This is a genomic window from Atopobium sp. ICM42b (assembly GCA_000564995.1).
GTDB lineage: Bacteria > Actinomycetota > Coriobacteriia > Coriobacteriales > Atopobiaceae > Lancefieldella.
Genome location: JDFH01000026.1, coordinates 16603 through 42670 on the forward strand (window position 1 = coordinate 16603; position 26068 = coordinate 42670).

Consider the following 26068-nt stretch of genomic DNA (forward strand, 5'->3'; position numbering starts at 1 on the left):
AAAACTTGATGCGGTGTAACAGCCGCATCATGTGTTTAGTACGTGCATGCAGGCCACTTTAGGTTAGGAACAACATGTCTGAGGTTAAGTCCGATATCGAGATTGCTCAATCATCCGAGATGCTTCCCATCTTTGAGGTGGCAAAGCGTGCGGGTATTCCAGAGGATTTGCTGGAGCCTTATGGTCGCTATAAGGCAAAGCTTGATGCACGCGCTTTGGCAGATAAGCCTCTTCGCGGCAAGCTTGTGCTGGTAACTGCCATTAACCCAACGCCAGCGGGCGAGGGAAAGACCACTACCTCGGTTGGTTTGGCAGATGCCTTGACCAGCTTGGGACAGTCTGCCATGTTGGCCCTTAGAGAGCCTTCTTTGGGTCCTGTCTTTGGCGTCAAGGGCGGTGCTGCAGGTGGCGGCTATGCCCAGGTAGTTCCTATGGAGGACATCAACCTTCACTTTACCGGAGACTTCCACGCTATTGGCGCTGCAAACAACCTCTGCGCAGCCATGCTGGATAACCACATCAAGCAGGGCAACAGCCTTAACATTGATCCACGCCGTGTGGTGTGGAAGCGCTGCGTTGACATGAACGATCGCCAGCTCAGAAATGTTGTTGACGGCCTTGGTGGCATTGCCGATGGCATGCCAAGACAAGATGGCTTTGATATCACGGTCGCTTCCGAGGTCATGGCCGTATTTTGCCTTGCTTCGGGCATCAAAGATCTTAAAGAGCGTCTGGGCAGAATGGTTATTGCCTACACCTATGACCGCAAGCCTGTTACCGTCAGTGATATCCACGCCGAGGGCGCTATGACCGCACTGCTCAAAGACGCTATTCAGCCTAACCTGGTACAGACGCTTGAGCACACACCCGCTCTTGTCCACGGCGGTCCTTTTGCCAACATTGCTCACGGCTGCAATACGGTTGAGGCAACAAAGACTGCTCTTCGTCTTGCTGATTACGTTGTTACCGAGGCTGGTTTTGGTGCAGACCTTGGTGCCGAGAAGTTCTTGGACATCAAATGTAGAGCTACTGGTCTTGCTCCCTCAGCTGTTGTTTTGGTGGCAACTGTTCGCGCTCTTAAGTACAACGGAGGCGTTGCCAAAGCAGATCTTAACCAGCAAAACGTTGAGGCGCTTAAAGAGGGCATTCCTAACCTGCTTCGTCACGTTGACAACATCCAGACCGTCTATGGACTTCCTGTAGTTGTTGCCATCAATGCATTCCCAACCGATACCGCTGAAGAGCTTGCTCTGGTAGAGGAGGAGTGCAAGAAGCGCGGCGTAAATGTAGTACTGTCTGAGGTTTGGGCAAAAGGCGGAAAAGGTGGTCAAGCTTTGGCAGAAGAGGTCATGCGCCTCTGTCAGACTGAGTCCAAACTCACCTTTGCATACGATGTCAAAGAGTCTTTGAAGCAGAAGATTACAGACATTGCTACCAAGATTTACCATGCCGATGGTGTGGAATTTGCTCCAAGTGCCGCCAAGCAGCTCCAGCAGCTTGAAGAGCTTGGCTTTGGCGAGCTTCCTATTTGTATGGCAAAAACTCAGTACTCATTTACTGATGACCAGACCAAATTGGGTGCTCCAGAAAACTTTAAGATTACCGTGCGAGAAGTACGTGTTTCTGCAGGTGCTGGCTTTGTAGTCTGTCTTACGGGCTCTATTATGACCATGCCAGGACTTCCAAAGGTTCCTGCTGCAGAGCACATTGATGTTCTTGATGATGGAAGAATTGTGGGTCTTTTCTAATGTCTTATCCCTCTTCACCTGAAGAAGTAGCGTTTACAACCTATAGCGCAGACTCTTATGCTCAACACCTTGCTGCAAAAGAGCCTATTCCTGGCGGTGGTAGCGCTGCCGCTTATGTAGGCGCACTTGCAGTATCTTTGGCTTCAATGGCCGGTGTCTACGCACAAGGAAAACCTGCCTATGCTCAGCATGAAGACGATCTTGCAAAATACATTGCTCGAGCTGGAGCGCTTCGCCAAGATTTCATGGAGCTTATGGATGAAGACTCTCGCCAGTTTTTGCTGGTTTCCAGCGCGTTTAGTGTGTCTAAAGATGATCCAAAGCGCGTAGAGATTGTTGAGGATGCTCTTAAAGAAGCAGCTCAACCTCCGCTGAAGGTTATGAGAAAAGTGTGCGAGTCCATTGAACTTCTCGAAGAGATGCTTATCAAGGGATCACGTATGCTTTTATCCGACGTAGGTTGCGGTGCCGCTCTTGCGCGTGGAGCTTTGATTGCAGCTTCGCACACGTTGTTTGTAAATACACGCTCCATGCATGATACGGCCTATGCTCAAACATTGCTTGATGAGGCAGATAAGCTTCTGGACACCTATGTATCACGAGCTGACGCCGTAAGCGATGCAGTGAGCGCACAGCTGAGACAGGAGGCATAACATGAGCTCAGAGACTCTGTCACAGGAGCTTCGTGGCGCTCCTGTTGCTAAAGCAATAACTGAAAAACTTGCCGCTCAGGTTCAGGAACTTCGTGCACAAGGCGTAACTCCTAAGCTAGTTATTGTTCGCATTGGACAGAAAAGCGATGACCTTACGTATGAGCGCGCGGCTTATACGCGTGCGGAGAAGGTAGGCTTTGAAGTTGAGACCATTGAGCTTCCAGAAGACGCTACACAAGAGCAGGTAAATGCTACGTTTGACCATGTTTCTGCTGATGTATTGGTGCATGGTTGTCTGCCTATGCGTCCATTTCCTGCTGGAATTGACGAGCATGAAGCGCTTCAGTATCTATCACCAGAAAAAGATGTTGATTGCGCCACCGATTCTATGCTGCTGGCAACGCTTTGTGGAACTCCTGGTGCACTGGGGCCTTGCACGGCAGAGGCAGTTCTCGCACTTCTTGATTTCTACCAGGTGCCTCTTGAGGGAGCACCTGTTGCTGTTGTTGGTCGCTCAAACGTCATTGGTCGTCCGGTAGCTGCGCTTTTAAGTGCAAGAAACGCTACAGTGACGGTGTGTCACAGCAAGACCAAAGACCTTGCTGCTACGCTTAAGCAGTCAGAGGTTGTGGTTGTGGCCGCAGGTCGTGCGCACCTTATTGGGGCTGACTACGTAAGAGATGGTCAGACCATCATTGACGTGGGCATTAACTGGGATGAAGCAGCTCAAAAGCTTGTTGGCGATGTTAATACAGAGCAGGTAGCTCCTCTGGTAAGTGCTTATACTCCTGTTCCTGGCGGTGTAGGTAGCGTGACAACGGCAATTCTTGCTCGCCATGTTGTTGCAGCAGCTCAAAGAACGCTTGCATAAGAGTGAAAGGTAGGTTGCCTCATGGCAGCGGTAAATAACTATAAAGAGCTTGACCAAGAGCGCGTAAAAGCCGCGGTCAAGGAGTTTTTGCTTGCTATTGGCGAGGATCCAGAGCGAGAAGGTCTGCTTGATACACCAGACCGTGTTGCTCGTGCTTGCGTGGAGCTCTTTGGTGGCATGCAGGAAGATCCTGCAGCTCACCTGCGTAAACAGTTCCATGAAGAGGGCAATAAAGAGATGGTTATTGTCCGCGACATTCCTTTCTCGTCTACCTGCGAGCATCACATTCTGCCCTTTGTGGGCAAGGCGCACGTTTGCTACATTCCACAAAATGGTCGTATTACCGGCCTTTCCAAAATTGCTCGTTGCGTCAGCGGATATTCTCGCCGCCTGCAGGTACAGGAGCGTTTAACGGGCCAGATTGCAGACGCCATGGTAGAAGAGCTTGATCCTCTGGGCGTTTTGGTGGTTATGGAGGCCGAGCATACGTGCATGAGCATGCGCGGTATTAGGGCATCGGGTGCTTTGACCACCACATCTGCGGTTCGTGGCATTTTTAAAACTAACGAGAAAACCCGTGCAGAGGCTATGCGTCTGCTTGGTCTATAAGAGGTATGTGCGCAATGAGTTATTCTGTTCCTTTTTCTGTACCTGAGCTGAGCTATGAGCAGTCTTTAAAGGTGCTTCACGATACAAAGAAGTTTGGCATTCAACCCCTGCTGGAGAGCGTGGAAGACATGCTCAAAGAGTTGGGCAACCCTGATCTCTGCTTTAAGAGCGTCCAGATTGCAGGTACCAACGGCAAAACGTCTACCTCCAGATACACTGCAGCCCTGCTCAAGGGAGAGGGTCTCAAGACCGCCCTTTACACGTCTCCCGAGCTCATCAGCTATACCGAGCGTATGGAGATCAATGGCACGCCCGTCTCTGAGGCAGCCTTTGCTCACGGCGTTTCAGCTGCTCAGGTAGCAGGGGAGCGCGTCAACGCTCAGCGAGTCGCCTTGGGCGAGCGTCCTTATGACATCACCGAGTTTGACCTGCTCACAGTTGCAGCCTTGGTCGTCTTTGCCGAGGCAGAGATTGACGTCTGCGTGCTTGAGTGCGGCATGGGCGGCAGGTGGGACGCAACAAGCGCCGCTCAAAACATCACCTCCGTTGCTATTACAGGTGTTGGCCTGGACCACACGCGCATCTTAGGCGATACCCTCGAGGCTATTGCTGGCGAGAAGGCCGCCATTATCAAGCCTGGTCGCACCTGCGTGCTTGGCGTGGGAACGACAACTCCTCAGAGCGTCCAAGACGTATTCTTGTCCCAAGCAGCTTCTGCGGACGTTGTCCCAACTCTTCTTGTAGCTGACAAGCCTGAAGACGTTGAAGGAGAGGTTTCTGCTGGTCAGTCGTCTGACCATCCAGAGCTGCCTCACGCACACTTCTTCATTACCAAAAAGCCTAAGAGCATTGGATTCCCGCTGGAGCTTACGGTTGTGACACCGCGTGCAACCTACGAAGATCTTGCTGCGCTTAAACCAAGCTACCAGGCAGCAAACATTGCCTTGGCAACCTGCTTGGCTGAGGATTTTCTGGGTCGTCCGCTTGATGCAGAGAAAGCGTTTTTCTCCACAACCAGGTGCCCTACACCCGGTAGGTTCCAGCTGCTTCAGCCAAAGCCTTTAGTCCTTATCGACGCGGCTCACAACCCTCAGTCAATCGAGACATTCTTAACTGCTATCCGCTCAATTGAGCCAGAAGTTACTAATCGTCCTATGCTTTTGACTGCGGTGTTTGCAGATAAAGATGTTAAGGGCATCGCAGAACTTCTCGCCAAAGAGTTCCCTGAGGTAGCGGTAACCCAGACAGATAACGATCGCGCCATGGATGCAGATGAGCTTGCTGAGCTGTACAAAGCCTGCGGCGCTAACGTGGTATCTGTGTACAGAAGCGTTCCCGAAGCAGTGGACGCCTTGCGCGAGAAGGGCTTTGTAGCATGTGGAACAATTTCACTTGCTGGCGAGGTTGCTGCACATTTTAGTGATGCTTTGGTAAAATAAATTTATCTGCGACATTTCGCTCCATTTTGAGGCGGTTTGTCGTACGATTTAGGAGAGAACAAAAAGCCAGCAGAAGGGGCTGTCAGATGCAGGAGATTCTTGATCAGATTATTACACCTGAGGTACGTATGGTTATTTACCTCATGGTCATTTGCGTCGTAATGCTTTATATCCTTTCCATCATCTACGTTATTCGCGACGCTCAGCGTCGTGGCGCAGAACCTTGGTGGATGTGGGCAGTCATTTCTGTTGTTCCTGTTGTTGGTCTGCTTGCGTACGTTATTCTGCGTCCAAGCAGCTACCTCATTGACCGCGAGGAGCAGGACCTTGATATTGCCCTTCGTGAGCACCAGCTTTCTCACTACGGCATCTGCCCTAAGTGCTCCGCTCCAATTGACCGCGATTTTATCGTATGTCCAATCTGCAATACGCAGGTTAGAAACGTTTGCCCAACATGCCATCGTCCTCTGAACGCAGACTGGAAGGTTTGCCCTTACTGCCGTACTCGCATTCAATAACGTTTGGTTTTGTTCTTTATGATGGCAATCTGGTGTTTTACAACAGAGACTATGTAGGCGTCTGCTCCTAAGCTCCCGTGTGAGCAGAGTAGGCGCCGTGCCTGTTTCTATGAGTAGCTACCTCTGAGGGGTTTTACATGAAGGTTTTATATAACGACGGCCACGTTGGCGAGATTAACGATGCAGCTGAAGAGCTTGAGGTTATTCGCCACGATGCAGCTCACCTGCTTGCTCAGGCTTTGAAGCGTCTGTACCCACACGCACAGTTTGCCTATGGTCCAGCAACCGAAAATGGTTTTTACTATGACGTTGATCTTGGAGACACTAAGGTTAACGAGGACGATTTCCCAGCTATCGAAGATGAGATGAAGAAGATTGTCAAAGAGAACCTCAAGATTGAGACGTTTGAGCTTCCTCGTGATGAGGCTATTGCCTACATGAAGGAGCGCGGCGAGTCTTACAAGGTTGAGCACATTGGCGATCTTGCTCCTGACGCTCACATCACCTTCTACAAGCAGGGTGAATACGTCGACATGTGCGTTGGTCCTCACATGCTCTACACCAAGGGTGTTAAGGCTTTTAAGCTGACCAGCATTTCTGGTGCGTATTGGAAGGCCGATAAGAACAACAAGATGCTCACCAGAATTTATGGCGTTGCGTTTGGTTCCAAAGATGAGCTTGCTCAATATCTCAAGATGATTGAAGAGGCCGAGAAGCGCGACCACAGAAAGATTGGTCGCGAGATGGAGCTCTTCATGATGTCCGACTTTGGTCCAGGTTCTCCATTCTGGCTTCCAAACGGTATGGCTCTGCGTAACGCTCTGACCGATTACTGGCATGAGATGCAGGCTCGCTTTGGTTATCAGGAGGTTCAGACTCCACTGATCCTCTCGCGTTCCCTGTGGGAGACTTCTGGTCACTGGGATCACTACAAAGAGAATATGTACACCACCACGGTAGATGAAGAGGACTTTGCCATTAAGCCTATGAACTGCCCTGGTGCTTGCTTAATTTATAAGTCCAAGCCACGTTCTTATAGGGATCTTCCTATGAAGCTGGCTGAGGCTGGTCTTGATCACCGTTATGAGATGAAGGGTGCTCTGCACGGTCTGTTCCGTGTTCGTGAGTTTACTCAGGACGACGCACACCTCTTTATCCGCCCTGATCAGATTACTGAGCAGGTCACGGATGCATCTCACCTCATCACTGCTTACTATGCACAGTTTGGCTTCCCATACCGCGTTGAGCTTTCTACGCGCCCAGAGGATTCTATGGGTTCTGATGAGGATTGGGAGCGCGCTGAGCAGGGCCTTCGTGATGCACTTGAGTCTATGGGCATTGAGTACGTTGTCAACGAGGGCGACGGTGCGTTCTACGGTCCTAAGATTGACTTCCATCTGACCGATTGCCTCGGCCGTTCTTGGCAGTGCGGTACCATCCAGCTTGACTTCCAGCTGCCTCACAACTTCCAGCTTGAGTACATTGACTCCGATGGCACCAAGAAGCAGCCAATCATGATTCACCGCGCTGGTTTTGGCTCCTTCGAGCGCTTTATTGGTATTCTGACCGAGAATTACGAAGGCAAGTTCCCAGTCTGGCTGAGCCCATGCCAGGTCAAGGTTCTTCCTGTCTCCGAGAAGTCTCGCCCTTATGCTCATGAGGTTGCTGAGAAGCTCGCAGCTGCTGGTATTCGCGTTAAGGTTGACGACCGTGACGAGAAGATTGGCTATAAGATTCGTGAGGCTCGCTCACTTGATCGTGTTCCTTACATGCTCATCCTTGGTGAGCAGGAGGTTGAGGCAGGAAACATTTCTGTTCGCGACCGCTCCAACGAGACTCACGTTGCAGAGCTTGACGAGTTTATTGCTCAGGTTGTCAAAGAGAATGCTGAGCGCGTTGGTTAATAGGGTTTCGGACAAAGTGCAGGTTATGGGTGGCACAGCGCAGGGTGGCGCAGGCGGCACGAAGAGTGTCGGCGCAACCGACGTTGTCACGCAAACCGCAACCGACGTTGTCACGCAAACCGCAACCGACGTTGTCACACAAACCGCAACCGACGTTGTAGCTGAATACGTAAAAATGACAGGGGCAGGCCGTGCGCGGCTTGTCCCTGTTTCCTATGTAGACGAACTTCTCGCCACACTGGTTGCAGGCGGTGCAACCGTCGTGGAGCCGCTTGCTGGCGTGCCCGTTGAGGTGTGCGACATAAAAGGCAGGGCCGCAGCAGGGGAGTTGATTGTGGCGGACGTGCGTACGATTGGAGCCGAATTCAGCCCCGCGTGCCGTCTAGGAGCAGAGATCGCAGTAGCCGAGGACGCTCGGGTGCCGGGATATGTTGTCGTGTGCATGCGGAAGTGCTGCATACCGTGGGTAGCAGAGGCAGTTGAAGCAAAAGCATGTCCTGCAGAGGACGTGACGGTTTCTGCAACGGGAGCGGAAGAGCAGGCGAGTGCACGGGTTTCTCGCCACGCGGCAAGCGACGCGGCGCAGGTGGTTGCCGCGTACCTGGCGTGCCATCCGCGCGTCGAGGCGGTGCGCTATCCGGGTCTCAAGACGGACCCGAACTTTGCGCGCGCAACATCGCAGCTGGTGGGTGGATTTGGTCCATACGTGGATTACATGCGGAAAGAATCGCCAGGTGAATGGCATAGATTTACAGCAACTGATGAAGACGCCAGAACGCAGATTATAAATTTTGAGAGAGTCGGTTAACGGTAAGCATTTGATTAGCATACCTTGGTATAATTTGAACTAATGTTCCTAAATAGAAGGGGATTTTATGGCAAAGAAGGCTACTCAAATTGAGGATGTTGATACTTTGCTCAAGCGCCTCGAAGAGATGCGTGAGGCACAGGCAGAGTTTGCAACATTCACTCAGGAGCAGGTCGATAAGATTTTCTATGAAGCTGCTCTTGCGGCCGAGAAAAATCGTATCCCTCTTGCTCGCATGGCAGTTGAAGAAACTGGCATGGGTGTAATGGAAGACAAGGTTATCAAGAACCATTACGCAGCAGAGTACATTTACAACAAGTACAAGGACATGAAGACCTGTGGCGTTGTAGAGGATGATCCAGCTGCAGGTTATCGAGTTGTAGCCGAGCCAATGGGTATCGTAGCTGCAGTTATTCCAACTACTAACCCAACTTCTACCGCAATCTTTAAGACGCTTCTTGCCCTGAAGACAAGAAATGCCATTATTATTTCCCCACATCCACGCGCAAAAGAGTGCACCATTGCTGCTGCTCGTATTGTTCGCGATGCTGCCGAGAAGGCCGGCTGCCCCAAGGGTATTATCGATTGGGTACCAGCTCCTACCATTGATATGACTGCAGCAGTCATGAGCAACGCTGACATCATTTTGGCAACCGGTGGTCCAGGTATGGTTAACGCAGCTTACTCTTCTGGTAAGCCAGCTCTGGGCGTTGGTCCTGGTAACACCCCTGTTATCATCGACGATACTGCAGATATCAAGCTTGCAGTTAGCTCCATCATTCACTCCAAGACCTTCGATAACGGTATGATCTGCGCTTCCGAGCAGTCTGTTACCGTTCTTGACAGCGTTTATGACCAGGTTAAGAAGGAGTTCGCTGATCGCGGCTGCTACTTCCTCCAGGGTAAGGAGCTTGACGCTGTCCGTAAGACTGTCATTGTCAACGGCGCTGTTAATGCAGCTATTGTTGGTAAGTCTGCTCACTTCATCGCAAAGACTGCTGGCGTCGACGTCCCAGAGAAGACCAAGATTCTTATTGGTGAGGTAACCTCTGTTGAGCCTTCAGAAGAGATGGCTCACGAGAAACTCTCTCCAGTTCTTGGCATGTATCGTGCAAAGACTTTTGACGAGGCAATTGCTAAGGCAGAGCGTCTTGTTGCTGATGGTGGCTACGGTCACACCAGCTCTCTTTACGTCAACATTAACGAGAAAGAGAAGATTGCTAAGCATCAGGAGGCAATGAAAACCTGCCGTATCCTGATCAATACTCCTTCCTCTCAGGGTGGTATTGGAGACCTCTACAACTTCAAGATGGCTCCATCCCTAACCCTTGGCTGCGGTACCTGGGGCGGCAACTCCGTCTCCGGCAACGTTGGCCCACAGCACCTGCTTAACTACAAGTCTGTTGCAGAGAGGCAAGAGAATATGCTTTGGCTTCGTGTACCTGAGAAGGTCTACTTCAAGAGGGGCTGCATGCCTCTTGCTCTCCGTGAGCTTAAAGAGGTCTATAACAAGAAGCGCGTCTTCATTGTCACAGACCAGTTCCTTTACAAGAGTGGCTTCACCAAGACTATCGAGGAGACCCTGGATTCCCTGGGTATTGTTCACTCTTCATTCTGGGATGTTGCTCCAGACCCAACCCTTCAGTGCGCACTTGAGGGCGTAGCTCGCATTCGCTCCTTCGAGCCAGACTGCATCATCGCAATCGGCGGCGGTTCTGCTATGGACGCAGGTAAGATTATGTGGTCCATGTACGAGAACCCAGAGGAGAAGTTTGAGGACATGGCGGCGGACTTCTTGGATATCCGTAAGCGTGTCTACAACTATCCTAAGATGGGCAACAAGGCATTCTTCGTTGCTATTCCAACTTCTTCTGGTACTGGTTCCGAGGTAACTCCATTTGCCATCATCACTGATGCTGACAACGGCGTTAAGTACCCACTTGCAGACTACGAGTTGCTGCCTAACATGGCAATTGTTGATACCGACAACATGATGAGCCAGCCTAAGGGCCTGACCTCTGCTTCTGGTATCGACGTTCTTACTCACTGCCTCGAGGCATTTGTCTCTATGATGGCATCTGACTACACAGATGGCATGGCTCTTCGCGGCATGAAGCTGGTCTTTGAGTACTTGCCACGTGCTTATGACAATCCAAACGATGTTGAGGCACGCGATCACATGGCAAATGCTTCCTGCCTGGGTGGTCTTGCATTTGCTAATGCATTCCTCGGTATCAACCACTCTATGGCTCACAAACTGGGCGCTTTCCACCACATTCCACACGGTTGGGCAAACGCAGTTATCCTTACTCGCGTTATGCGCTACAACGCAGCTGAGCGTCCAACAAAGATGGGAACCTTCCCACAATACGATCATCCACACACCCTCGCACGTTACGCTGAGGCAGGCCGTTTCTGCGGCGTTACCGGCAAGGATGACCGTGAGGTCTTTGAGAACTTCGTCAAGAAGATTGAGGAGCTCAAGGCATACATCGGCGTCAAGGAGACCATCAAGGACTACGGCGTAGATGAGAAGTACTTCCTCGATACCCTTGACGAGATGTCTGAGCAGGCATTCGATGACCAGTGCACTGGCGCAAACCCACGCTACCCACTTGTCTCCGAGCTCCGCGAGCTCTACCTGGATGCTTACTACGGTCGTGAGCCAGGCTTCTACGAGGACTAATCCCCGCGTGCGTCACAGTCGCGGCCGCCACGGCCGCTACGTAGCACATCCATTGCGTCGCGCATTCACCGCTTCCGACTCGTAGCGCGCAAAGCACAAAACAAGAGCCGGTTACCTAAACCCCAGGTAACCGGCTCTTTTTCTAGCTAACAAAATTCGTTGTCTGATCAGTCAATGAGCTGTTTTGATTGAAACCGTGACCATAGAATCACAAAACACATCTATGTCACTTAATCTGTCAAAAAAGGCTATACATTGCTCCAATAATGCGTGTTTATTGCAGAATATCTTCATTTGGTGTGCTATTAGCATCGAATTTTGCAGATTATCTGACATTGCTGTGTTGCCGCATGGGACAATTCAGGGATAGTTAAATTTTATATATTAGTTCATTCATAAATCTGTATATTGAATCAAGTTTATTCATCAAAATGAATTGCTCATGAGAATACTGACGTAACATCCGCCTAATCCGGTACAGATTGCTATCTCCCAAGTCCTTTTTAATGCTTAGGAACATATTTTGCATTGCGAGCTGGTTTCTGTAGATATCTGCATTTACAAAGTACTCCTTAATACTTACTGAATTCAGCTCATTTGTTCTTTGATTGTCTTTTCTTTGCTGATAGAAGTCATCATGATATGCACCGTTATATTCAATAGCTACTAAATTCAATCCAGACAAATTTGATTTGGACATCTTGCCATAAAGTAAATCTAACCTTCGCTCTTTAGGTTGAACCTCTTGGTTTATTTGGTCTTTTATTACATACGATTTATTCAACGCAATCGGCATTTGATTGAAACCACCTTCACAATAGGGCATGGCAGATCTAATTGCCATTTTGACCTCCATGGGAGAGGCCGCATCAGAGAAGAAATAGCGCATGTTTTTCTTTGTCGTATGCAAACCTGGAGAAAAAGGTTCAAGTGCACTCAAAAGAGACGTAAGCTCGTTTGAAGTTACCAACGGCATATCAAATTCACAAAGTTCACCGTTTGCGAGATGACCATAACTGGCCATCAGTAGATTAGCCAGTACAATTTGATGGAGAGGACTCTTATTCCTTGACATCATACAAACAGCTAAAGCAGGCGAGATACAATACATGTTTTGTCCCAAATCAATAAGTGAGCCAACGGGTAAAAGGCATTTGAATTGGTGAGATACTCGCGCATCGCAATTTCTTGTCCGCAAATTATCTCTGAGTATTTCATGAGTGGTTTTAGCCAAAACTATGCCATATTCTTTCTTAAGAAATTGAAGCTTTTCTTCATATGTCTCATCTGAACATGCAGCGTACGTTGCACGAAAATCCCTTGATGAGCGTTGTGATAACACCTCATCATTTCCGTGATTCTTAAGTTGACCACAGATTTGAAGTGCAGTTTCATGCGAGAAAATAATATCCATTCGCTCCTCCTTAGATTGAGAAACGAATATATCAGCACGCTTTGTCAGCAATCTGACAGCTATTTGTAAGTTCCCTGGCTTGGTTTTGCCATAATAAAAAGTCCTCTCATACCATCAGGTAAAAGAGGGACTTAGATGAAAATTAAACTAAAGAATCCATAAATCGTTGCGCCCAATCAACATAAAATTCATACGATTGGACGCACTGATGGGTTGTGCACAACAACAAAAACGCTCTTGGTAGGCCCACACGACGCCTAAACGTGTCGGTAGATTACAAACTTGAAAGCGACACCTTCTGGAGTCACGCCGCCATCTTCCTCGTTACAAACTTCCCACGCAGGATCTTCGTCCAGGTTGGGGAAGTACGTGTCCGCGTCAACTACGGTGTCGTGCTTCGTGATGTACGCGTAAGAGCACTTGTCGAGAAGAGCGCGGTAAATTGAAGCGCCTCCAAGAAGCCAGACCTTCTCGGGAGCTTCATCCGCAACTAAACGAAGCGCTTCCTCTGCCGACGACACCACCTCAACGCCTTCGACCTGGTAATCGGCATTTCTAGAAATGACAATGTTACGGCGACCTTTAAGCGGTCCACCAGGGAAGCTCTCCAGCGTCTTTCTGCCCATGACAACCGTGCAACCGCGCGTGTGCTCAACAAAATACTTCATGTCAGCCTTGTTGGGGATGAGAAGATCTCCGTCGCATCCGATGCCCCAATCGCGTGTTACAGAAACAATTGCGTTCATGTGGTTCTCCTGTCAAGTATCGTCTTACATGAAATGATGATCTTAGCTTGAGCATCCGTCCGGGCGCCTGCAGCGCCAGCCGCGTCTGCAGCAACTGCGCCTAAACCGCAATCGGAATGTTCTTGATCTGCGGACCGTGCTGATAATCCTCGACAATGAGGTCGTCAGTAGTGAAGTCGTAGAAGTTGGTGATGTTAGGGTTCAGGCTCACCTTTGGCGCATCAAAGGTGGGGCGAGAAATCAATTCTTTAACAATGTCAACGTGGCGATCATAAATGTGAGCGTCGGCAATCATGTGAACCAGCTCACCAGCCTCCATGCCGCTGACCTGCGCAACCATCATGAGCAAGATAGCGTACTGGCAAACATTCCAGTTGTTAGCTGCAAGAATGTCCTGGCTACGCTGAACAAGCAGTAGGCTAAGCGTAGGTTTATCCTTACCTGGCTCCTGAGTAACGTTGTAAATTGCGTTGAATGCGCAAGGGTAGAGGTTCATCTCAGAAAGATCGGCAAAGGTATACAGGTTGGTCATAATACGACGGCTGAACGGATTCTCTTTGAGGTCCTTGAGCACGCGATCCATCTGGTCATAGTCGCCATCGGAGTAGTGAGAAACCTGTCCAACCTGATAACCGTAAGCCTTGCCAATGGAACCAGACTCATCAGCCCATGAATCCCAGATGTGAGAGTTAAGGTCGTTAACGTTGTTGGACTTCTTCTGGTAAATCCACAGAACCTCATCCATGGCGCTCTTGAGCGCAGTGCGACGAAGCGTCAGTGCTGGAAACTCCTCGCGCAAATCATAGCGATTGCAGACGCCAAACTTCTTGATTGTGTATGCGGAGGTACCATCTTCCCAGGTAGGACGGACCTTCTCGCCCTCAGTGGTGGTGCCGTTTTCAATAATGTCGGAACACATATCAATAAAAATGCGATCTGCTTTGCTCATATTCAATCCTTCAAAATACCGTTCAAAATGGAATAAACACCTGCTAGTTGTACGTATAGCAAGTCTTTTCCAAGTACATTACCAGTTGCTGTCAGTATAAGCGCTGTAGGGATCCCCAAAAAGCGGGCTTGAGGAAGTCTGATTGCTCGAAACACAAGAACGTCCCAGTCCCGAGAGCAGCATAATAACTATAAAAAATAGCAAGCCTGCAGGGAAAGGAGAGCCGTCAGGCATCTGCGACGGATCGTTTGGGTCAAAGTCAGGGCCCTCGCCGCCAAATTTATGCCTGTTGTCCCTGGTATCTTGGTTGTCGTCTTTCTTTGCCATCAATCCTCAATCAAACGCTTACACTTTGATGATACCCGTCGTAGCCCAAGGATTTCATGGCGAGAAACCCCTCTTTTTGTCACTTCACATTCTCTGCAAAGTATTTTGCACACGACGACTTGTTCGCGCCTGCAGCTCGCTTACACCCGCAGCATCCGCGCTCGTAGCGCTCGCGCCCGCGGTTTACGCGTCCGCGGCTCCTACAGGTGCTGCGACGCAAAGATGTCGTTCCAGAACGTGCCAAGCTGCTTGATGAGCTCAATGTCCGCGGGAAGCCACTGCACGTCAAGCAGCTTGTTTTGCGCAAGCCAACGAAGCTCCGAGTGAACCTCTGGATCCGCGATAGGCTCCTCAGACTCGCCCAGCGTGCAGATATAACAATCCATATGCAGGTCAAAGGTGGGGTAGGAGTAAGCTACCGTGTCATAGAAAAACGCTCCCTGCACGCTACAGTGCAGCTCTTCCTGAATTTCTCGACGCAGCGCCTGCTCTGAGGTTTCTCCAGCCTCAACTTTTCCGCCAGGAAACTCCCAGAAGCCAGCATTATCCGCATCAGCTCTACAAGCGGCAAGAATTTTGTTGTCTTTATAGAAGATAGCTGCAGCTACATTGACTGTTTTGGCCTCGGCCATGTTATCCCTCCAGCCTGACTGTTGCAAAGACGGTGGAACTCTCGGCATCTTTGAGCACTACCGAGAAACCCGTCTCATCGGTGTATACCTGGGGAGTAATGGTGTCGCCCAAGCGCGCCTGACTTCTGTACTGAACCACAATGCGGCGCAGCTTGTGAGAATAGCCAAGGGCCACAAGCGTATCGACAGCCATGAGCACGTACTGAGCATTGTTGACGTGCTTGTTTGTATCCAGATGCTGCTGAGAAACAAGAATAGCTGGACCATCAACGGCGTTTCCCTCAAGTGCAATTTTTCGAGGAGTTGGTGGCAAATCTACGCGAGGCTCGCCGGTAATGTAGATGCTCTCGCTTTCTGGAACACGAGCAGCCTTGCTTTCTTTAATGTCCATTAAATACCAGGTTGAATCCGCTTTTACGATGTTTGTGCCGTCTGCATCATTAATGACAAACGACCTTGATGCTTGAAGACCTTTCATCTGATATGACCAGGTGCCCACGCAGATCTTCTCGCCAAATTGGGGGAGTCGGTCAACCTGAATCTGCCAAGTTGCCAGAACCCAAGCATATCCCTCGCTGGTCAGCTGCTTAAAGCCGCGGCCAATATCTTCAGAATGGAACGTCGAGCAATCCTGCAGGTAGTTCATGACGCCTACCAGGGAAAGTTTGCCTGTTTCATCGCATTCGCTGTATCTAACTCTACTTTCAATGGTGTACATACAAATCCAAACTCTAAATCAGCGTTTGCTGAAGTATTACGGTATGTCGAGAAACCCGTTTAGTTGTCCCAGGGGAACGAACTTGGCAGGTGATCTTTGACTTTCTGGGTAGTGTCGTCAAACTTTTGTTTGGTTACCTGGACTTTCTGGGAAACCTCTTTAGCCTTTTGAGTGGCAAGAAGGGTTGCAGTTTGAGCAGCTGCATTTGCTTTTTGGGCTGCCGCGTTTGCCTTTTGAGCAGCTGCATTTGCTTTCTCTGAAGCATTTTGTGCTGCAGCGCTCACTTTTTGCGAAGCGCTTTGAGCCATCGCATCAACCTGCTGTGATGCGTTATGTGCGGCCTCTTCTATTTTCATTGATGCATCCTGAGCTGCGGCTTCAACTTTGTGATGGGTGGTTGGCCCATTCCAAAGAAGGCTGGCAACCGTATCCAAAAAATAGAGCGTGACAACAATAAAGGCCAGTACAGAGATAGTGTGCCTTGAGAAAAGCATCAAAATATCAAGCATCGCTGGAACTAGTACAAAGACTGAAGTAACTGAAAAAGCTCCAAACACCGCGCTGGCCTGGGGACAAATTCGACCATGCAAGTTGAACTTAAACATGGAATAGTCCCACCACTTCTTTTTAAAGCGTCGCTCCAAAAAGAGGCCGGTTGAGTATTCAATAACAGTGGCCAAAAATCCGCCAATAATAAAGACAATAAATGGATTGGAAATCTGGCCAAGTACCAGCCAAACTGCAAGCGCGCCAATGCCATAAATGGGACACGTAGGTCCAAAAAGAAAACCGCGCTTGGTAAATTCTCCCTCAACAACGGAGCAGTAAATGGTCTCGTATACCCAACCACCAAAAGAAATCAGTGCAAAAATTATGACCATCTGAGGCAGATGCTGCACAAAGAGCTCAATATTCTTATCGAGTGCAAAGAGCGTACGCAGTGTCTCAGTCATAGTGCTCACAAGAGGTTTCCGTAATCCATATAGTCGTTAAACTCATTTGACTCATTGTTTGTTGTGCCCTGAAAATCGCTTTCAGGTGTCGAGAAACCCGTTGGGCGGAAACCATCTTTTTTGTATGGATTGCCTGTTAGTGTTTCTGCAGTTGAACAAGCTTTATCGCAAGTTGTTACAATCCAAGCCTCTTTGGTATGAGGTGGAATAGGAACGAGAGGAAACATGTGATGCAAGATGATGTCTTCCTCAACAGGGGTTAAATCAGGGAAATCCTCGCGAGCATTATTAAGTGCATGGCGAGGGTGCGTAAATCCGTGCCAGTTGTCTGGCGCGGCCTCGTGATCGTGCCAATCATAGAGGTAGTAGTCATGCAGAAGCGCGCCACGTACAAGGGCATGCTCGTCAACTTTGATGCCAGCGTTCATGGCAAATGCAAGGCTGCTATAAGCAACCGCAATAACGTGGTCGAGCGTGCTGGTAGTTCCATGTTGTGTAAAAGTTGCAAGCTGATAGAGTCTTCCAGACTTCAGAATAGGAGTCGAAAGCTCATCGAACCTCTCGCGAATTTTAGAAACGTCAACCAAAAAATATCCCATCAACTGTGCGCACACATTAGAAAATCGTGAGCGTACCTTAGCAATGTATCTATAAAAGATTAGTTAATCTGACGGTTACGTGCAATCTTTTTGGCTGAATGTTACGAAAACGAAAGAAAAGAAAACGCAAGCTTTGGCGGTGCTTATTGTGCTGTTTAACTGCTCTTATGCTTTCTCACTGTAGGGGCTCATGTAGTCCACTACTACGTTTACTGCGCCAGGAAGACACCTAGCAGAATAGGCGTAGATGTCGTGGCAGGTGACCTCGCCATTTACTTCCAGTGGCATAGGTGCTGTTGATTCAACGGTAATTTCTTTGCCGCTAAAGCTATTGAGGTAGGGCCTACCAAGCGAGTCTCCCGTGCGATCAAAGAAACCAGAAAGCAGTGGGCGTACCAGTTTTGCAGTCATGTGAGTCTCAATGACAATAACCTCAAGCAGACCGTCATTCATACGATTACCAGGGGCTAATTCAATTCCTGCTTGCATCATGGAGCTGTTTGCAATAAGGCAGCCAATGCCCTGAAGCTCATGTACTTTGCCGTCAACGGTAATTTTGAAGTCGTGAACTGGCGGCATAAGGTTGGCTAGGGCCGCAGTAAAGTATGCGGCTTCTCCAAAGGTTTGTTTGTGGGGGATAGCTGAACGCATAATTTCTGCGTCAAGGCCTGTACCGGCCATTAAAGGAACTCCAGCTACATGGGTTTCTCCCGACACTGTGGTCCAGGTAATCTCACCCAGATCAAGCTGTGCGGTCTGAAGGTTTCTGCAGGCCAGCGCCAGTGCGTTAGGTTCAGGAGCGTTTCCAATATTTGCAGCTAGAAGATTAGCGGTTCCAGAAGGGAAGACAAGAATAGGTGTCTGGCATCCTCTAAGGCCGTAGAGCAGGCTAGATACGGTTCCATCTCCGCCCGAGAGCACCACTACGTCAAAATCTTCAGGCTGAACAGAACTCAGAACCTCATCTGTGCGCCAATGGCTTTCAACTAGCTTTACCAGGCATTTGTCGCCGCTTTTCAAAAGAGCGCGCTCAAATTCAAAGATTGCGTCAGAGCTAAAACCTGAGCAAGGATTGTGAATGATGAGGGTTCTCATATATCCTCCGAAGATTTGCGACAAGCTGGTATATCATTTTGATACGTATGAGTGTATCGCTTTACGTTAGATACTTAATCGGCAATTGGATGGACGCATTGTATATAGCAACCTCAGAAGAACTTTCCGCATTTTGTGAGCGAGCAAAGTCTTCGCATATCCTTGCAGTTGATACGGAGTTTCTTCGCGAGAAAACCTACTTTCCCAAGCTTTGCCTGGTACAGGTTTCCACAGGTTCAGAGATTACTGCGATTGATCCGTTACTTATTGATGACCTTACTCCTCTTAAAGAGCTCCTGGAAAACCCGCAGATTGTCAAGATTTTCCATGCGTGCTCACAGGACCTTGAGGTCTTGCTAGAAAAAATGGACTGCGCGTGTGCTCCTGTATTTGATACGCAGGTAGCAGCTGCATTTTTGGGCATGCGTCAACAGGTGAGCTACGCCGGTCTGGTAGAAAATTTTGCTAACGTCAAGCTTGCTAAGGCTGAGTCTTTAACAGACTGGTCAAAGCGACCTCTTGATAAAGAGCAGCTGGTATATGCCGAGGATGACGTGAGATATCTTCCCGCAATCTACAATCAAATGGTCGAGAAGCTCATCAAGCTTGATCGTCTGAGCTGGGTAAAGCCAGAGATGGACCAACATACTAATATTGAGCAGTATCGTCGAGACCCCTATCAGGCATATCTCCGTTTAAAACGTTCTGGCTCGCTTACGCGCAGACAACTTGCTATTGCTCGAGAGGTGTGCGCCTGGCGAGAAGAAACTGCTGCTAAAAGAGATGTTCCACGTAAGTGGGTGCTTTCTGACGAACTTATTATTGAGATTTGTCGTCGTGTGCCTACAACACCTGATAGACTACGCAAAATTCGCGGTACCGAGCAGATTTCTCAAGGTGGGGTAGTGCATCTTTTGGATGCAATCAAACGTGGTCAAAAGACTCCCGCTGATCAGTGTCCAAAAATTGAGCATCATGCTCATCCTTCAGCTGGTTCTGAAGGTGTTGTTGAGCTTATGTATGCTCTTATCAGGATTGTCTCAGAAAAAGAAGGAATTGCATCTCCGTTGATTGCCAATAAAGACGATCTTACTGATCTGCTTTTGGACAAGGTTGATGCAAGACTTAAAACTGGATGGCGCTATCAATTAGTGGGCAAGCAGCTTGTTGGACTACTCAATGGCGAGGTAGGACTTACCGTCAAAAATGGTCGAGTAGAGCTGTTGTAATTGAGGCGCTTTAATCTAAGGCAAGTGTGGTTGCTCATTCAAATCTGACTTTTTGTCCGGTGAGTTGGGTATACTCATCTTTATACATAGATAGGAGAAAAATATGTATTACTCTGGTGCGTTTATCCCATACGTTGTTCTAGTAGTTGCCTCGTTGGTGCTCGGATTGGGCACTCAGTGGTACATCAAGCATGAATTTAAAAAGTATTCTTTAGTTCCTTCAGGGTTTAATGCCACCGGCGCTTCTGTTGCTCGTACCATGATGGACACTAACGGAGCAGGCAATGTTGGCATCAAGAGAATTTCTGGTGAGCTCACCGATAACTTTGATCCACGTGACAATTGCCTACACCTCTCTGATGCAAACTTCTCTGAGGGCAGTGTAGCTTCAGTTGCTGTTTCTTGTCATGAAGCGGGTCATGCTGTTCAGACCGCTAAGCTGTACATGCCATCTCGAGTTCGTTCCGCCCTTGTTCCTGTTGTTAATTTAGCATCCGCAGCATGGATCTATGTCTTTATTGCTGGTGTCTTGCTAAATGTTTCAGGCATGACCGTGCTAGCAATTTGGCTGTATGCATTTACCTTCTTATTCCATATAGTTACGCTTCCTGTAGAGATTGATGCTTCAAGGCGTGGATTAGCCTTTTTGAAGGCAAATGCTCCTGCAGGCTTTGACTACAATGGCGCTAAAAAGGTACTGATTGCCGCTGCTCTTACTTACGTAGCCGCTGCAATGGTTTCTGCACTCCAGCTTCTATATCTGCTTGGTTCTTCCAGAAGCAGGAACTAGTAATGGATCAGATTCAAGAGAAAGAAGATTCTGTTCTTTCGGTATCTGATGCGGTGCTCTTTGCAAAAAATGAAGTTGCCTCAATGCCATCTATGACGGTGGTTGGTGAAGTTTCTGGATTTAGGGGTCCAAACTACAAGTCTGGGCATTGCTACTTTGACGTAAAAGACCCTGTTAGTTCTATGGCAGTTATTGTCTGGTCAAAGATTTATGCTGCTAGTGGTATTACGTTGCAAGACGGCATGAAAATCCAGATGACAGGAAAGTTTGATATTTACGCTTCAAGCGGCAAGCTTTCTTTTCATGCTCGCACTATTCAGATTGCCGGAGAAGGAGACCTTCGTCAAAAGGTTGCCCAGCTTGCTAAAAAGCTAGAAAAAGAGGGTCTTACAGACATTTCCAGAAAGCGCTACATTCCAGAGTTTTGTACACGCATTGGTGTAGTTACTTCACTTTCTGGCAGCGTCATTGATGATGTTAAGCGTACGCTTGCGCGCAGAAACCCTCTTGTAGAGCTTGAGGTATCTGGCTGTGCTGTTCAAGGTACTCATGCACCTGCAACTATTATGAGAGCTCTCCAGGTTGCTGCAACTACACGGCCAGATGCAATTTTGCTGGTGCGTGGTGGTGGCTCATTTGAAGATCTTATGTGTTTCAATGACGAGGGAGTGGCTCGCGCTATTGCTGCATGTCCAGTTCCTGTTATCACAGGCATTGGTCATGAGCCCGATACCACCATTGCAGATATGGTTTCTGATAGAAGAACTTCAACGCCAACTGCTGCCGCAGAGTCTGTGGCTCCCGCTATTAGTGAGTTACAAACTACGTTTAACAACAGAATTTCTCGCCTTGGAAATGCTACAAGAAAGATTTTGCAGTTCTATAAAACAGGACTTACAACTGTTGAGCAACGCTCTAACTTGGCAATGAAAAATGCTCTAGCAAGTAAACAGTACCAGCTAGAGAAGCTATCAGATCGTCCTTGTTTGAAAGATCCTGCTTATATTATTTCAACAAGAACAGAAGACCTTAATCAGACTGAGCAAAGGCTTATGGACGCTCTGCCAGCGCTTCTTGCAAGAAAGAAAGAGACGCTTTCTGTTGAGTCACAAAGGCTAACCAGAGCTAGTGCTGCCATGCTCCATCCACATGAGGCTTTGCTGTCTTCGCTTGCAGGAAAATTAGACGCGCTTTCTCCTCTAAAGGTTCTTACAAGGGGATATGCGTATGTTCAAGATGAAAAGGGATCTGTCATTAAAACGGCCAAAGACGCCTCGGTTGGAGATTCATTGCTGGTCAAAATGACGGATGGAACAATTAAGGCAACTGTTTCTGATATTGAGCTTTCATAGATAAGGGGAACAACATGGATACTAAGAAGACTGAAGAGCTGACTTTTAAAGATGCTTCTATTGAGCTTGAGCAGATTGTTCGTAAGCTTGAGGGCACAGATTTGGAGCTCGAGGAGTCTTTGGCTCTGTATGCTCGTGGCGTTGAGCTGGTAAAGGATCTTCGTGGAAGGCTTGATACTGCAGAGCAGAAGGTTAAGGTTCTGCTTGATGAGTCCCAGGCAGGAGCTGCAATTACTGATACAACCGCAGCGCCTTCTACTGCATATTTAGACGAGTAAAGGAGAGGTTATGTCTGATTGTATTTTTTGTAAGCTTGCTAACAAAGAAATCCCTACAGAGTTTCTCTATGAGGATGAAAACGTTGTAGCTTTTAATGACCTAAATCCTATTACTCCTGTTCACGTTCTTGTTGTACCAAAGAACCACTACGACAACATCATTGATGGTATTCCTGCTGCAACCCTTGAGAGTGTTACTAAGGCTATAGCTGCGGTAGTAGAAAAGACAGGAATTAAGGAGACTGGATTCCGCGTTGTTACCAATACCGGAAAGCATGGTGGCCAGTCAGTCAATCACGTCCACTTCCACGTTTTAGGTGGCAAGCAGTTGAATGATTCTATGGGCGGAAAATAAAAATATTCAAGTTTTTTGCTCGTCTATTTAACTCCGGGGTATCTTGGGGTTTATGATGTCATGCGGTTATGTTTATTTGAAGTAGGAGAGTAAGACCTAATAGTCTGCACTGCTTCACGGAAAGAGGAGTCACATGAACGTACTGGTTATCAACGCAGGTAGCTCATCTCTTAAGTATCAGCTTCTTGACGTTGACACCCGCGAGGTTTACGCAAAAGGAAACTGCGAGCGTATCGGTATCGAAGGTTCTTTTGTTGGTCACGAGGAGCTTGGTGGAGAGAAGCAGAAGCTTGAGGTTGCTCTTCCTGATCACAAGACTGCTATTAAGCATGTCTTTGACATCCTTAAGACTATTGATAAGCCAATCGATGGCATTGGTCACCGTGTTGTTCAGGGTGGTTGGTACTTCCCAGAGTCTGCTGTTGTAGACGATAAGGTCTTGGCTCAGGTTCGTGAGGTTGCTCCACTTGCTCCTCTTCATAACTATGCTGAGGCTGATGTTATTGAGATTTGCCGTGAGCTCTTCCCAGAGGTTGGCAATGTAATCGTTTGCGATACTTCTTTCCACTTCAATATGCCAGAGAAGGCACATCGCTATGCTCTTCCTCGCGATGTTGTTGATAAGTACCACGTCCGCAAATACGGCGCTCACGGTACTTCTCACCGCTACATTTGGCGCGCAACCAATGAGTTTACCAACGGTCAGACTCACAAGCTGGTTAGCTGCCACCTTGGTTCTGGTGCTTCTCTTTCCGCTATTGAGGATGGTCGCGATCTTGAGACCACCATGGGTCTTACTCCACTTGATGGTCTTATCATGGGCACTCGTTGCGGCACTATTGACCCAGCTACTGTCTTCTATCTCTCTCGCGTTGGTGGTTACTCCATCGATGAGATTGACACTATGATGAATAAGCAGTCTGGTCTTCTCGCTCTGTCTGGCCATTCCGATTCTCGTGATATTGAGGATGGCGCTCACGCTGGCGATAAGGACTGCCTGCTTGCACTTGATATGTTCTATTATCGTACGTCTCAGCTCATCATGGAGATGGCTCAGGCTATGCATGGCTTTGATACCATGGCTTTCTCTGCTGGAATTGGTGAGAATTCCGATGAGATGCGTCTTGGCGTTGTCAAAGAGCTTGAGTGGATGGGTGTCAAGATTGATGAGGAGAAGAACAAGATTCGCTCCGGTGAAATCCGTGACATTTCTGCTCCAGATTCAAAGGTACGCGTCCTGGTTGTACCTACCAACGAGGAGTATATGATTGCTCTTGACGTTCAGGAGCTTCTGGGTAAGTAAGCTTTCCTTACAATCCAAAATAATATTAACTCCCGCACTCTGTGCGGGAGTTTTTTTATGGAGATATAGATAGTTCTTTGACATCAGTACTTTAGAACTTTATATTTTTAAGTAAGAAGGTAGAGTTTCAAAGAAATCTTATTGTTTTGTACAGCTATTTGTGTGCAGATAAATAAATCTTTGAACTAGCTGTGAGGAGCATCATGCAGTCTAAAGGTTTAGTTAGCAGGTCTTTGAGCTTTGCGGTTATGTTTGTGCTCACTGTATTTGCTGCGCTCACTGTATTCAACACAAAGGCACAAGCTGTTGAGTACACACCAACTATTTCAAATGCTAGCTATACAACATTAGTTGGTAGTAACGTGCGTGTAAATTTTGATTATGCGCTCAACAATGGTGCCCCTGCACAACCAGGTGATACCTTTACTATTATGCTTCCTCCAGAGCTAGAGAATAATACTCCAGCTCCTTTTGAGGTTATGGGTGTAGATGCAAACGGAAATAGTATTTCTGTTGGTACGGCAACTCCTACCAGTAACCCTAATACCATGACTGTTACCTTCAATAACAATATTGCGGGTCTTCTTAACGTTCATGGCCAGATGTCTTTCTCGCTCAATTGGTCAAGCGCAATTGCACAGAGAGGCAATGGCAGCACTACGCTCAATATTGGTAACACCAGTCTTAACATGACGTATGGCGGTTCTATTGCTGCAATGGATACTGCAATTACTAAGTACAACAGAACTGGTGCAACTGCAGAGACAACCTATACGCTTCCTTCTGGTGCAACAATTACAACTGGAAATGATTATTACGTTACCAGCTGGGTTGTTAACCTAACTCCATCTGATATCACCCAGGTTGGTTTGCTTAATGCCACTGTTAAGGATCAGATTGTCAATCCTTATACCGTTGATACATCAAAGCTTACGGGTACCGGTGTTAACCCAGCAGATGAGCTTGCTGGTCCATATCTTAAGCACTCTTTTGTTCTCCACCTTGTTAACGGTGCTGTTCAGACTCTTTCTGCAGATCAGATTCTTCCTGCAATTACCTTTACTCCTAATGGTTACACTCTTGATTTTGCTCGACTCAATAATCAGGTTAACTTTGCTGGTTTCCAACCACTTATCCAGGATTGCTGGCTTGAGTACAAGACCATTGTTCCAGCCAACGTTACCCAGGTAGACAATAGAGCAACTCTTGATTTTGATGGCAACACTGATAACTTCACTCGTGAAGGTTGGTGGATTAATCCTCGCGGTGCCGGTACTGCAACTGGCGAGCAGCAGGTAAGCGTTTCTGTATCCAAGGTTTGGGAAGATCAAAATAACGCTGACGGTACTCGTCCTACTTCAGTTACCGTACACCTTTATGCAGACGGCGTAGATACTGGTAAGAGTGAGGTTCTCTCTGACGCAAATGGCTGGACTGCAACATTTAGCAACCTCGATAAGAATCAGGCTGGCACTACAACAGCTATTACGTACACCGTTGTTGAGGACGAGGTTGAGGGTTATACCGCTGAGGTAACAGGTGATGTTACCAGTGGCTTTACTATTACTAATACTCACATTCCTCCAACTCCAACCACTCCACCTTCAGAGACTCCTAAGAAGCCAAAGCAGCCAAAGAAGAAGGAGCCTAAGCTTCCTTCAACTGGTGATGCTTCCTTTGCTGTAGTATCTGTAGCAGCTGCATCTTCTGTTCTTATTGCAGCTGGTGTTCTTGGTAAGAAGCGCGCTCAGTAACGCACGTTACAACAACGTAAGTTAAACGTAAAAGAGCCTGTGAGATTAATTCTGAACTGCCTCCCATTTCTTGGACATAAGAAATGGGAGGCAGTTCATATGCAGGTAATTATGATTCTGCAGCGTGTTAGCGCCGGCTTTTAGGCCTGGCGCACAAAATAGCGCAGCTTTGGTAGGTTCTGCTGAAAAATTGACATGTTCTTAATCAAGATAGCTAGGCAGCTAGGCGGTCGCACTACCTGATATGCATCTCTATGCATAAACTTCATCTAATATGCTAAAAAATGAATAGCGTCATATAAAAGATTTAACTATAGGCAAATTCCGCACCTACGGAA

Annotated in this window: 25 protein-coding genes; 16 read left to right on the forward strand and 9 right to left on the reverse strand. The window is 48.1% G+C overall.

What is annotated here, in order from left to right:
- Positions 1-74: 74 nt before the first annotated feature.
- The 9 genes from HMPREF1493_RS06310 to adhE all read left to right on the forward strand — a co-directional run bounded on the left by HMPREF1493_RS06310 (position 75) and on the right by adhE (position 11236).
- Positions 75-1748 carry a formate--tetrahydrofolate ligase gene (locus tag HMPREF1493_RS06310; protein WP_035428740.1) on the forward strand — a complete coding sequence of 558 codons (1674 nt, stop codon included), beginning with the start codon at positions 75-77 and terminating at the stop codon, positions 1746-1748.
- Entirely contained in the window at positions 1748-2401 is a 654-nt protein-coding gene (locus tag HMPREF1493_RS06315) for a cyclodeaminase/cyclohydrolase family protein (protein WP_035428741.1), read from the forward strand. The genes HMPREF1493_RS06310 and HMPREF1493_RS06315 overlap by 1 nt, the downstream gene beginning before the upstream one ends.
- Before the next feature lies 1 nt (position 2402).
- Positions 2403-3272, forward strand: coding sequence for a bifunctional 5,10-methylenetetrahydrofolate dehydrogenase/5,10-methenyltetrahydrofolate cyclohydrolase (locus HMPREF1493_RS06320; RefSeq protein WP_198013770.1), 870 nt, complete (start codon positions 2403-2405; stop codon positions 3270-3272).
- A 21-nt stretch (positions 3273-3293) separates the two neighbouring features.
- A complete protein-coding gene (gene folE, locus HMPREF1493_RS06325; RefSeq protein WP_035428742.1) occupies positions 3294-3881 on the forward strand; it encodes a GTP cyclohydrolase I FolE in 588 nt (195 codons plus the stop codon).
- Between the two features lie 14 nt (positions 3882-3895).
- Positions 3896-5320, forward strand: a complete 1425-nt coding sequence (locus HMPREF1493_RS06330; protein WP_035428743.1) for a bifunctional folylpolyglutamate synthase/dihydrofolate synthase — start codon at positions 3896-3898, stop codon at positions 5318-5320.
- A gap of 86 nt (positions 5321-5406) precedes the next feature.
- Positions 5407-5838 (forward strand): zinc ribbon domain-containing protein, encoded by a 432-nt coding sequence (locus HMPREF1493_RS06335; RefSeq protein ID WP_012808713.1) that lies wholly within the window; start codon positions 5407-5409, stop codon positions 5836-5838.
- Between the two features lie 137 nt (positions 5839-5975).
- On the forward strand, positions 5976-7742 hold the full coding sequence (thrS, locus tag HMPREF1493_RS06340; protein WP_035428745.1) for a threonine--tRNA ligase: 1767 nt from the start codon (positions 5976-5978) through the stop codon (positions 7740-7742).
- A 25-nt stretch (positions 7743-7767) separates the two neighbouring features.
- Positions 7768-8550, forward strand: a complete 783-nt coding sequence (locus HMPREF1493_RS06345; RefSeq protein ID WP_198013771.1) for a PLP-dependent transferase — start codon at positions 7768-7770, stop codon at positions 8548-8550.
- A 67-nt stretch (positions 8551-8617) separates the two neighbouring features.
- Positions 8618-11236: a bifunctional acetaldehyde-CoA/alcohol dehydrogenase gene (gene adhE, locus HMPREF1493_RS06350; protein ID WP_035428747.1), complete on the forward strand. Its 2619-nt coding sequence runs from the start codon at positions 8618-8620 to the stop codon at positions 11234-11236.
- A 370-nt stretch (positions 11237-11606) separates the two neighbouring features.
- Here the strand turns inward: adhE and HMPREF1493_RS06355 are convergent, their stop codons facing one another.
- From HMPREF1493_RS06355 to HMPREF1493_RS06395, 9 genes are all read right to left on the reverse strand, one after another.
- Positions 11607-12650, reverse strand: a complete 1044-nt coding sequence (locus HMPREF1493_RS06355) for a putative endonuclease domain-containing protein (RefSeq protein WP_035428748.1) — start codon at positions 12648-12650, stop codon at positions 11607-11609.
- A 257-nt stretch (positions 12651-12907) separates the two neighbouring features.
- On the reverse strand, positions 12908-13396 hold the full coding sequence (locus tag HMPREF1493_RS06360; protein ID WP_035428749.1) for a dihydrofolate reductase: 489 nt from the start codon (positions 13394-13396) through the stop codon (positions 12908-12910).
- Between the two features lie 100 nt (positions 13397-13496).
- Positions 13497-14345 (reverse strand): thymidylate synthase, encoded by an 849-nt coding sequence (gene thyA, locus HMPREF1493_RS06365; protein ID WP_035428750.1) that lies wholly within the window; start codon positions 14343-14345, stop codon positions 13497-13499.
- Positions 14346-14423: 78 nt separating this feature from the next.
- A complete protein-coding gene (locus tag HMPREF1493_RS06370; RefSeq protein WP_035428751.1) occupies positions 14424-14672 on the reverse strand; it encodes a hypothetical protein in 249 nt (82 codons plus the stop codon).
- 200 nt (positions 14673-14872) lie between these two features.
- Positions 14873-15304 carry a (deoxy)nucleoside triphosphate pyrophosphohydrolase gene (locus HMPREF1493_RS06375; RefSeq protein WP_035428752.1) on the reverse strand — a complete coding sequence of 144 codons (432 nt, stop codon included), beginning with the start codon at positions 15302-15304 and terminating at the stop codon, positions 14873-14875.
- A gap of 1 nt (position 15305) precedes the next feature.
- The gene (locus HMPREF1493_RS06380) at positions 15306-16022 is read right to left on the reverse strand and encodes an acyl-[acyl-carrier-protein] thioesterase (RefSeq protein WP_035428753.1); all 717 of its coding nucleotides are present in this window, start codon (positions 16020-16022) and stop codon (positions 15306-15308) included.
- Between the two features lie 59 nt (positions 16023-16081).
- Positions 16082-16975, reverse strand: coding sequence for a putative ABC transporter permease (locus HMPREF1493_RS06915; RefSeq protein WP_232215534.1), 894 nt, complete (start codon positions 16973-16975; stop codon positions 16082-16084).
- Positions 16976-16980: 5 nt separating this feature from the next.
- Positions 16981-17562, reverse strand: a complete 582-nt coding sequence (locus HMPREF1493_RS06390) for an HD domain-containing protein (RefSeq protein WP_232215533.1) — start codon at positions 17560-17562, stop codon at positions 16981-16983.
- Positions 17563-17739: 177 nt separating this feature from the next.
- Positions 17740-18669, reverse strand: a complete 930-nt coding sequence (locus HMPREF1493_RS06395; protein ID WP_035428755.1) for a diacylglycerol/lipid kinase family protein — start codon at positions 18667-18669, stop codon at positions 17740-17742.
- A gap of 89 nt (positions 18670-18758) precedes the next feature.
- On the opposite strand from HMPREF1493_RS06395, the gene rnd reads away from it, so the two are divergent.
- The 7 genes from rnd to HMPREF1493_RS06920 all read left to right on the forward strand — a co-directional run bounded on the left by rnd (position 18759) and on the right by HMPREF1493_RS06920 (position 25730).
- A complete protein-coding gene (gene rnd / locus HMPREF1493_RS06400) occupies positions 18759-19898 on the forward strand; it encodes a ribonuclease D (protein ID WP_198013772.1) in 1140 nt (379 codons plus the stop codon).
- Positions 19899-20001: 103 nt separating this feature from the next.
- Positions 20002-20688: a zinc metallopeptidase gene (locus HMPREF1493_RS06405; protein WP_035428756.1), complete on the forward strand. Its 687-nt coding sequence runs from the start codon at positions 20002-20004 to the stop codon at positions 20686-20688.
- 2 nt (positions 20689-20690) lie between these two features.
- Complete coding sequence (xseA, locus tag HMPREF1493_RS06410) at positions 20691-22040, forward strand: exodeoxyribonuclease VII large subunit (protein WP_035428757.1); 1350 nt, start codon at positions 20691-20693, stop codon at positions 22038-22040.
- Between the two features lie 14 nt (positions 22041-22054).
- A complete protein-coding gene (gene xseB, locus HMPREF1493_RS06415) occupies positions 22055-22318 on the forward strand; it encodes an exodeoxyribonuclease VII small subunit (protein ID WP_035428758.1) in 264 nt (87 codons plus the stop codon).
- A gap of 10 nt (positions 22319-22328) precedes the next feature.
- The gene (locus HMPREF1493_RS06420; RefSeq protein WP_035428759.1) at positions 22329-22673 is read left to right on the forward strand and encodes a histidine triad nucleotide-binding protein; all 345 of its coding nucleotides are present in this window, start codon (positions 22329-22331) and stop codon (positions 22671-22673) included.
- 133 nt (positions 22674-22806) lie between these two features.
- A complete protein-coding gene (locus HMPREF1493_RS06425) occupies positions 22807-23976 on the forward strand; it encodes an acetate/propionate family kinase (protein ID WP_035428761.1) in 1170 nt (389 codons plus the stop codon).
- 203 nt (positions 23977-24179) lie between these two features.
- Complete coding sequence (locus HMPREF1493_RS06920; protein ID WP_051485335.1) at positions 24180-25730, forward strand: Cna B-type domain-containing protein; 1551 nt, start codon at positions 24180-24182, stop codon at positions 25728-25730.
- Positions 25731-26068: the final 338 nt, after the last annotated feature.

Coding starts and splice junctions, on each gene's coding strand:
- HMPREF1493_RS06310 (WP_035428740.1), top strand. CDS start 75: ATGTCTGAGGTTAAGTCCGATATCGAGATTGCTCAATCATCCGAGATG.
- HMPREF1493_RS06315 (WP_035428741.1), top strand. CDS start 1,748: ATGTCTTATCCCTCTTCACCTGAAGAAGTAGCGTTTACAACCTATAGC.
- HMPREF1493_RS06320 (WP_198013770.1), top strand. CDS start 2,403: ATGAGCTCAGAGACTCTGTCACAGGAGCTTCGTGGCGCTCCTGTTGCT.
- folE (WP_035428742.1), top strand. CDS start 3,294: ATGGCAGCGGTAAATAACTATAAAGAGCTTGACCAAGAGCGCGTAAAA.
- HMPREF1493_RS06330 (WP_035428743.1), top strand. CDS start 3,896: ATGAGTTATTCTGTTCCTTTTTCTGTACCTGAGCTGAGCTATGAGCAG.
- HMPREF1493_RS06335 (WP_012808713.1), top strand. CDS start 5,407: ATGCAGGAGATTCTTGATCAGATTATTACACCTGAGGTACGTATGGTT.
- thrS (WP_035428745.1), top strand. CDS start 5,976: ATGAAGGTTTTATATAACGACGGCCACGTTGGCGAGATTAACGATGCA.
- HMPREF1493_RS06345 (WP_198013771.1), top strand. CDS start 7,768: ATGGGTGGCACAGCGCAGGGTGGCGCAGGCGGCACGAAGAGTGTCGGC.
- adhE (WP_035428747.1), top strand. CDS start 8,618: ATGGCAAAGAAGGCTACTCAAATTGAGGATGTTGATACTTTGCTCAAG.
- HMPREF1493_RS06355 (WP_035428748.1), bottom strand. CDS start 12,650: ATGGATATTATTTTCTCGCATGAAACTGCACTTCAAATCTGTGGTCAA.
- HMPREF1493_RS06360 (WP_035428749.1), bottom strand. CDS start 13,396: ATGAACGCAATTGTTTCTGTAACACGCGATTGGGGCATCGGATGCGAC.
- thyA (WP_035428750.1), bottom strand. CDS start 14,345: ATGAGCAAAGCAGATCGCATTTTTATTGATATGTGTTCCGACATTATT.
- HMPREF1493_RS06370 (WP_035428751.1), bottom strand. CDS start 14,672: ATGGCAAAGAAAGACGACAACCAAGATACCAGGGACAACAGGCATAAA.
- HMPREF1493_RS06375 (WP_035428752.1), bottom strand. CDS start 15,304: ATGGCCGAGGCCAAAACAGTCAATGTAGCTGCAGCTATCTTCTATAAA.
- HMPREF1493_RS06380 (WP_035428753.1), bottom strand. CDS start 16,022: ATGTACACCATTGAAAGTAGAGTTAGATACAGCGAATGCGATGAAACA.
- HMPREF1493_RS06915 (WP_232215534.1), bottom strand. CDS start 16,975: ATGACTGAGACACTGCGTACGCTCTTTGCACTCGATAAGAATATTGAG.
- HMPREF1493_RS06395 (WP_035428755.1), bottom strand. CDS start 18,669: ATGAGAACCCTCATCATTCACAATCCTTGCTCAGGTTTTAGCTCTGAC.
- rnd (WP_198013772.1), top strand. CDS start 18,759: ATGGACGCATTGTATATAGCAACCTCAGAAGAACTTTCCGCATTTTGT.
- HMPREF1493_RS06405 (WP_035428756.1), top strand. CDS start 20,002: ATGTATTACTCTGGTGCGTTTATCCCATACGTTGTTCTAGTAGTTGCC.
- xseA (WP_035428757.1), top strand. CDS start 20,691: ATGGATCAGATTCAAGAGAAAGAAGATTCTGTTCTTTCGGTATCTGAT.
- xseB (WP_035428758.1), top strand. CDS start 22,055: ATGGATACTAAGAAGACTGAAGAGCTGACTTTTAAAGATGCTTCTATT.
- HMPREF1493_RS06420 (WP_035428759.1), top strand. CDS start 22,329: ATGTCTGATTGTATTTTTTGTAAGCTTGCTAACAAAGAAATCCCTACA.
- HMPREF1493_RS06425 (WP_035428761.1), top strand. CDS start 22,807: ATGAACGTACTGGTTATCAACGCAGGTAGCTCATCTCTTAAGTATCAG.
- HMPREF1493_RS06920 (WP_051485335.1), top strand. CDS start 24,180: ATGCAGTCTAAAGGTTTAGTTAGCAGGTCTTTGAGCTTTGCGGTTATG.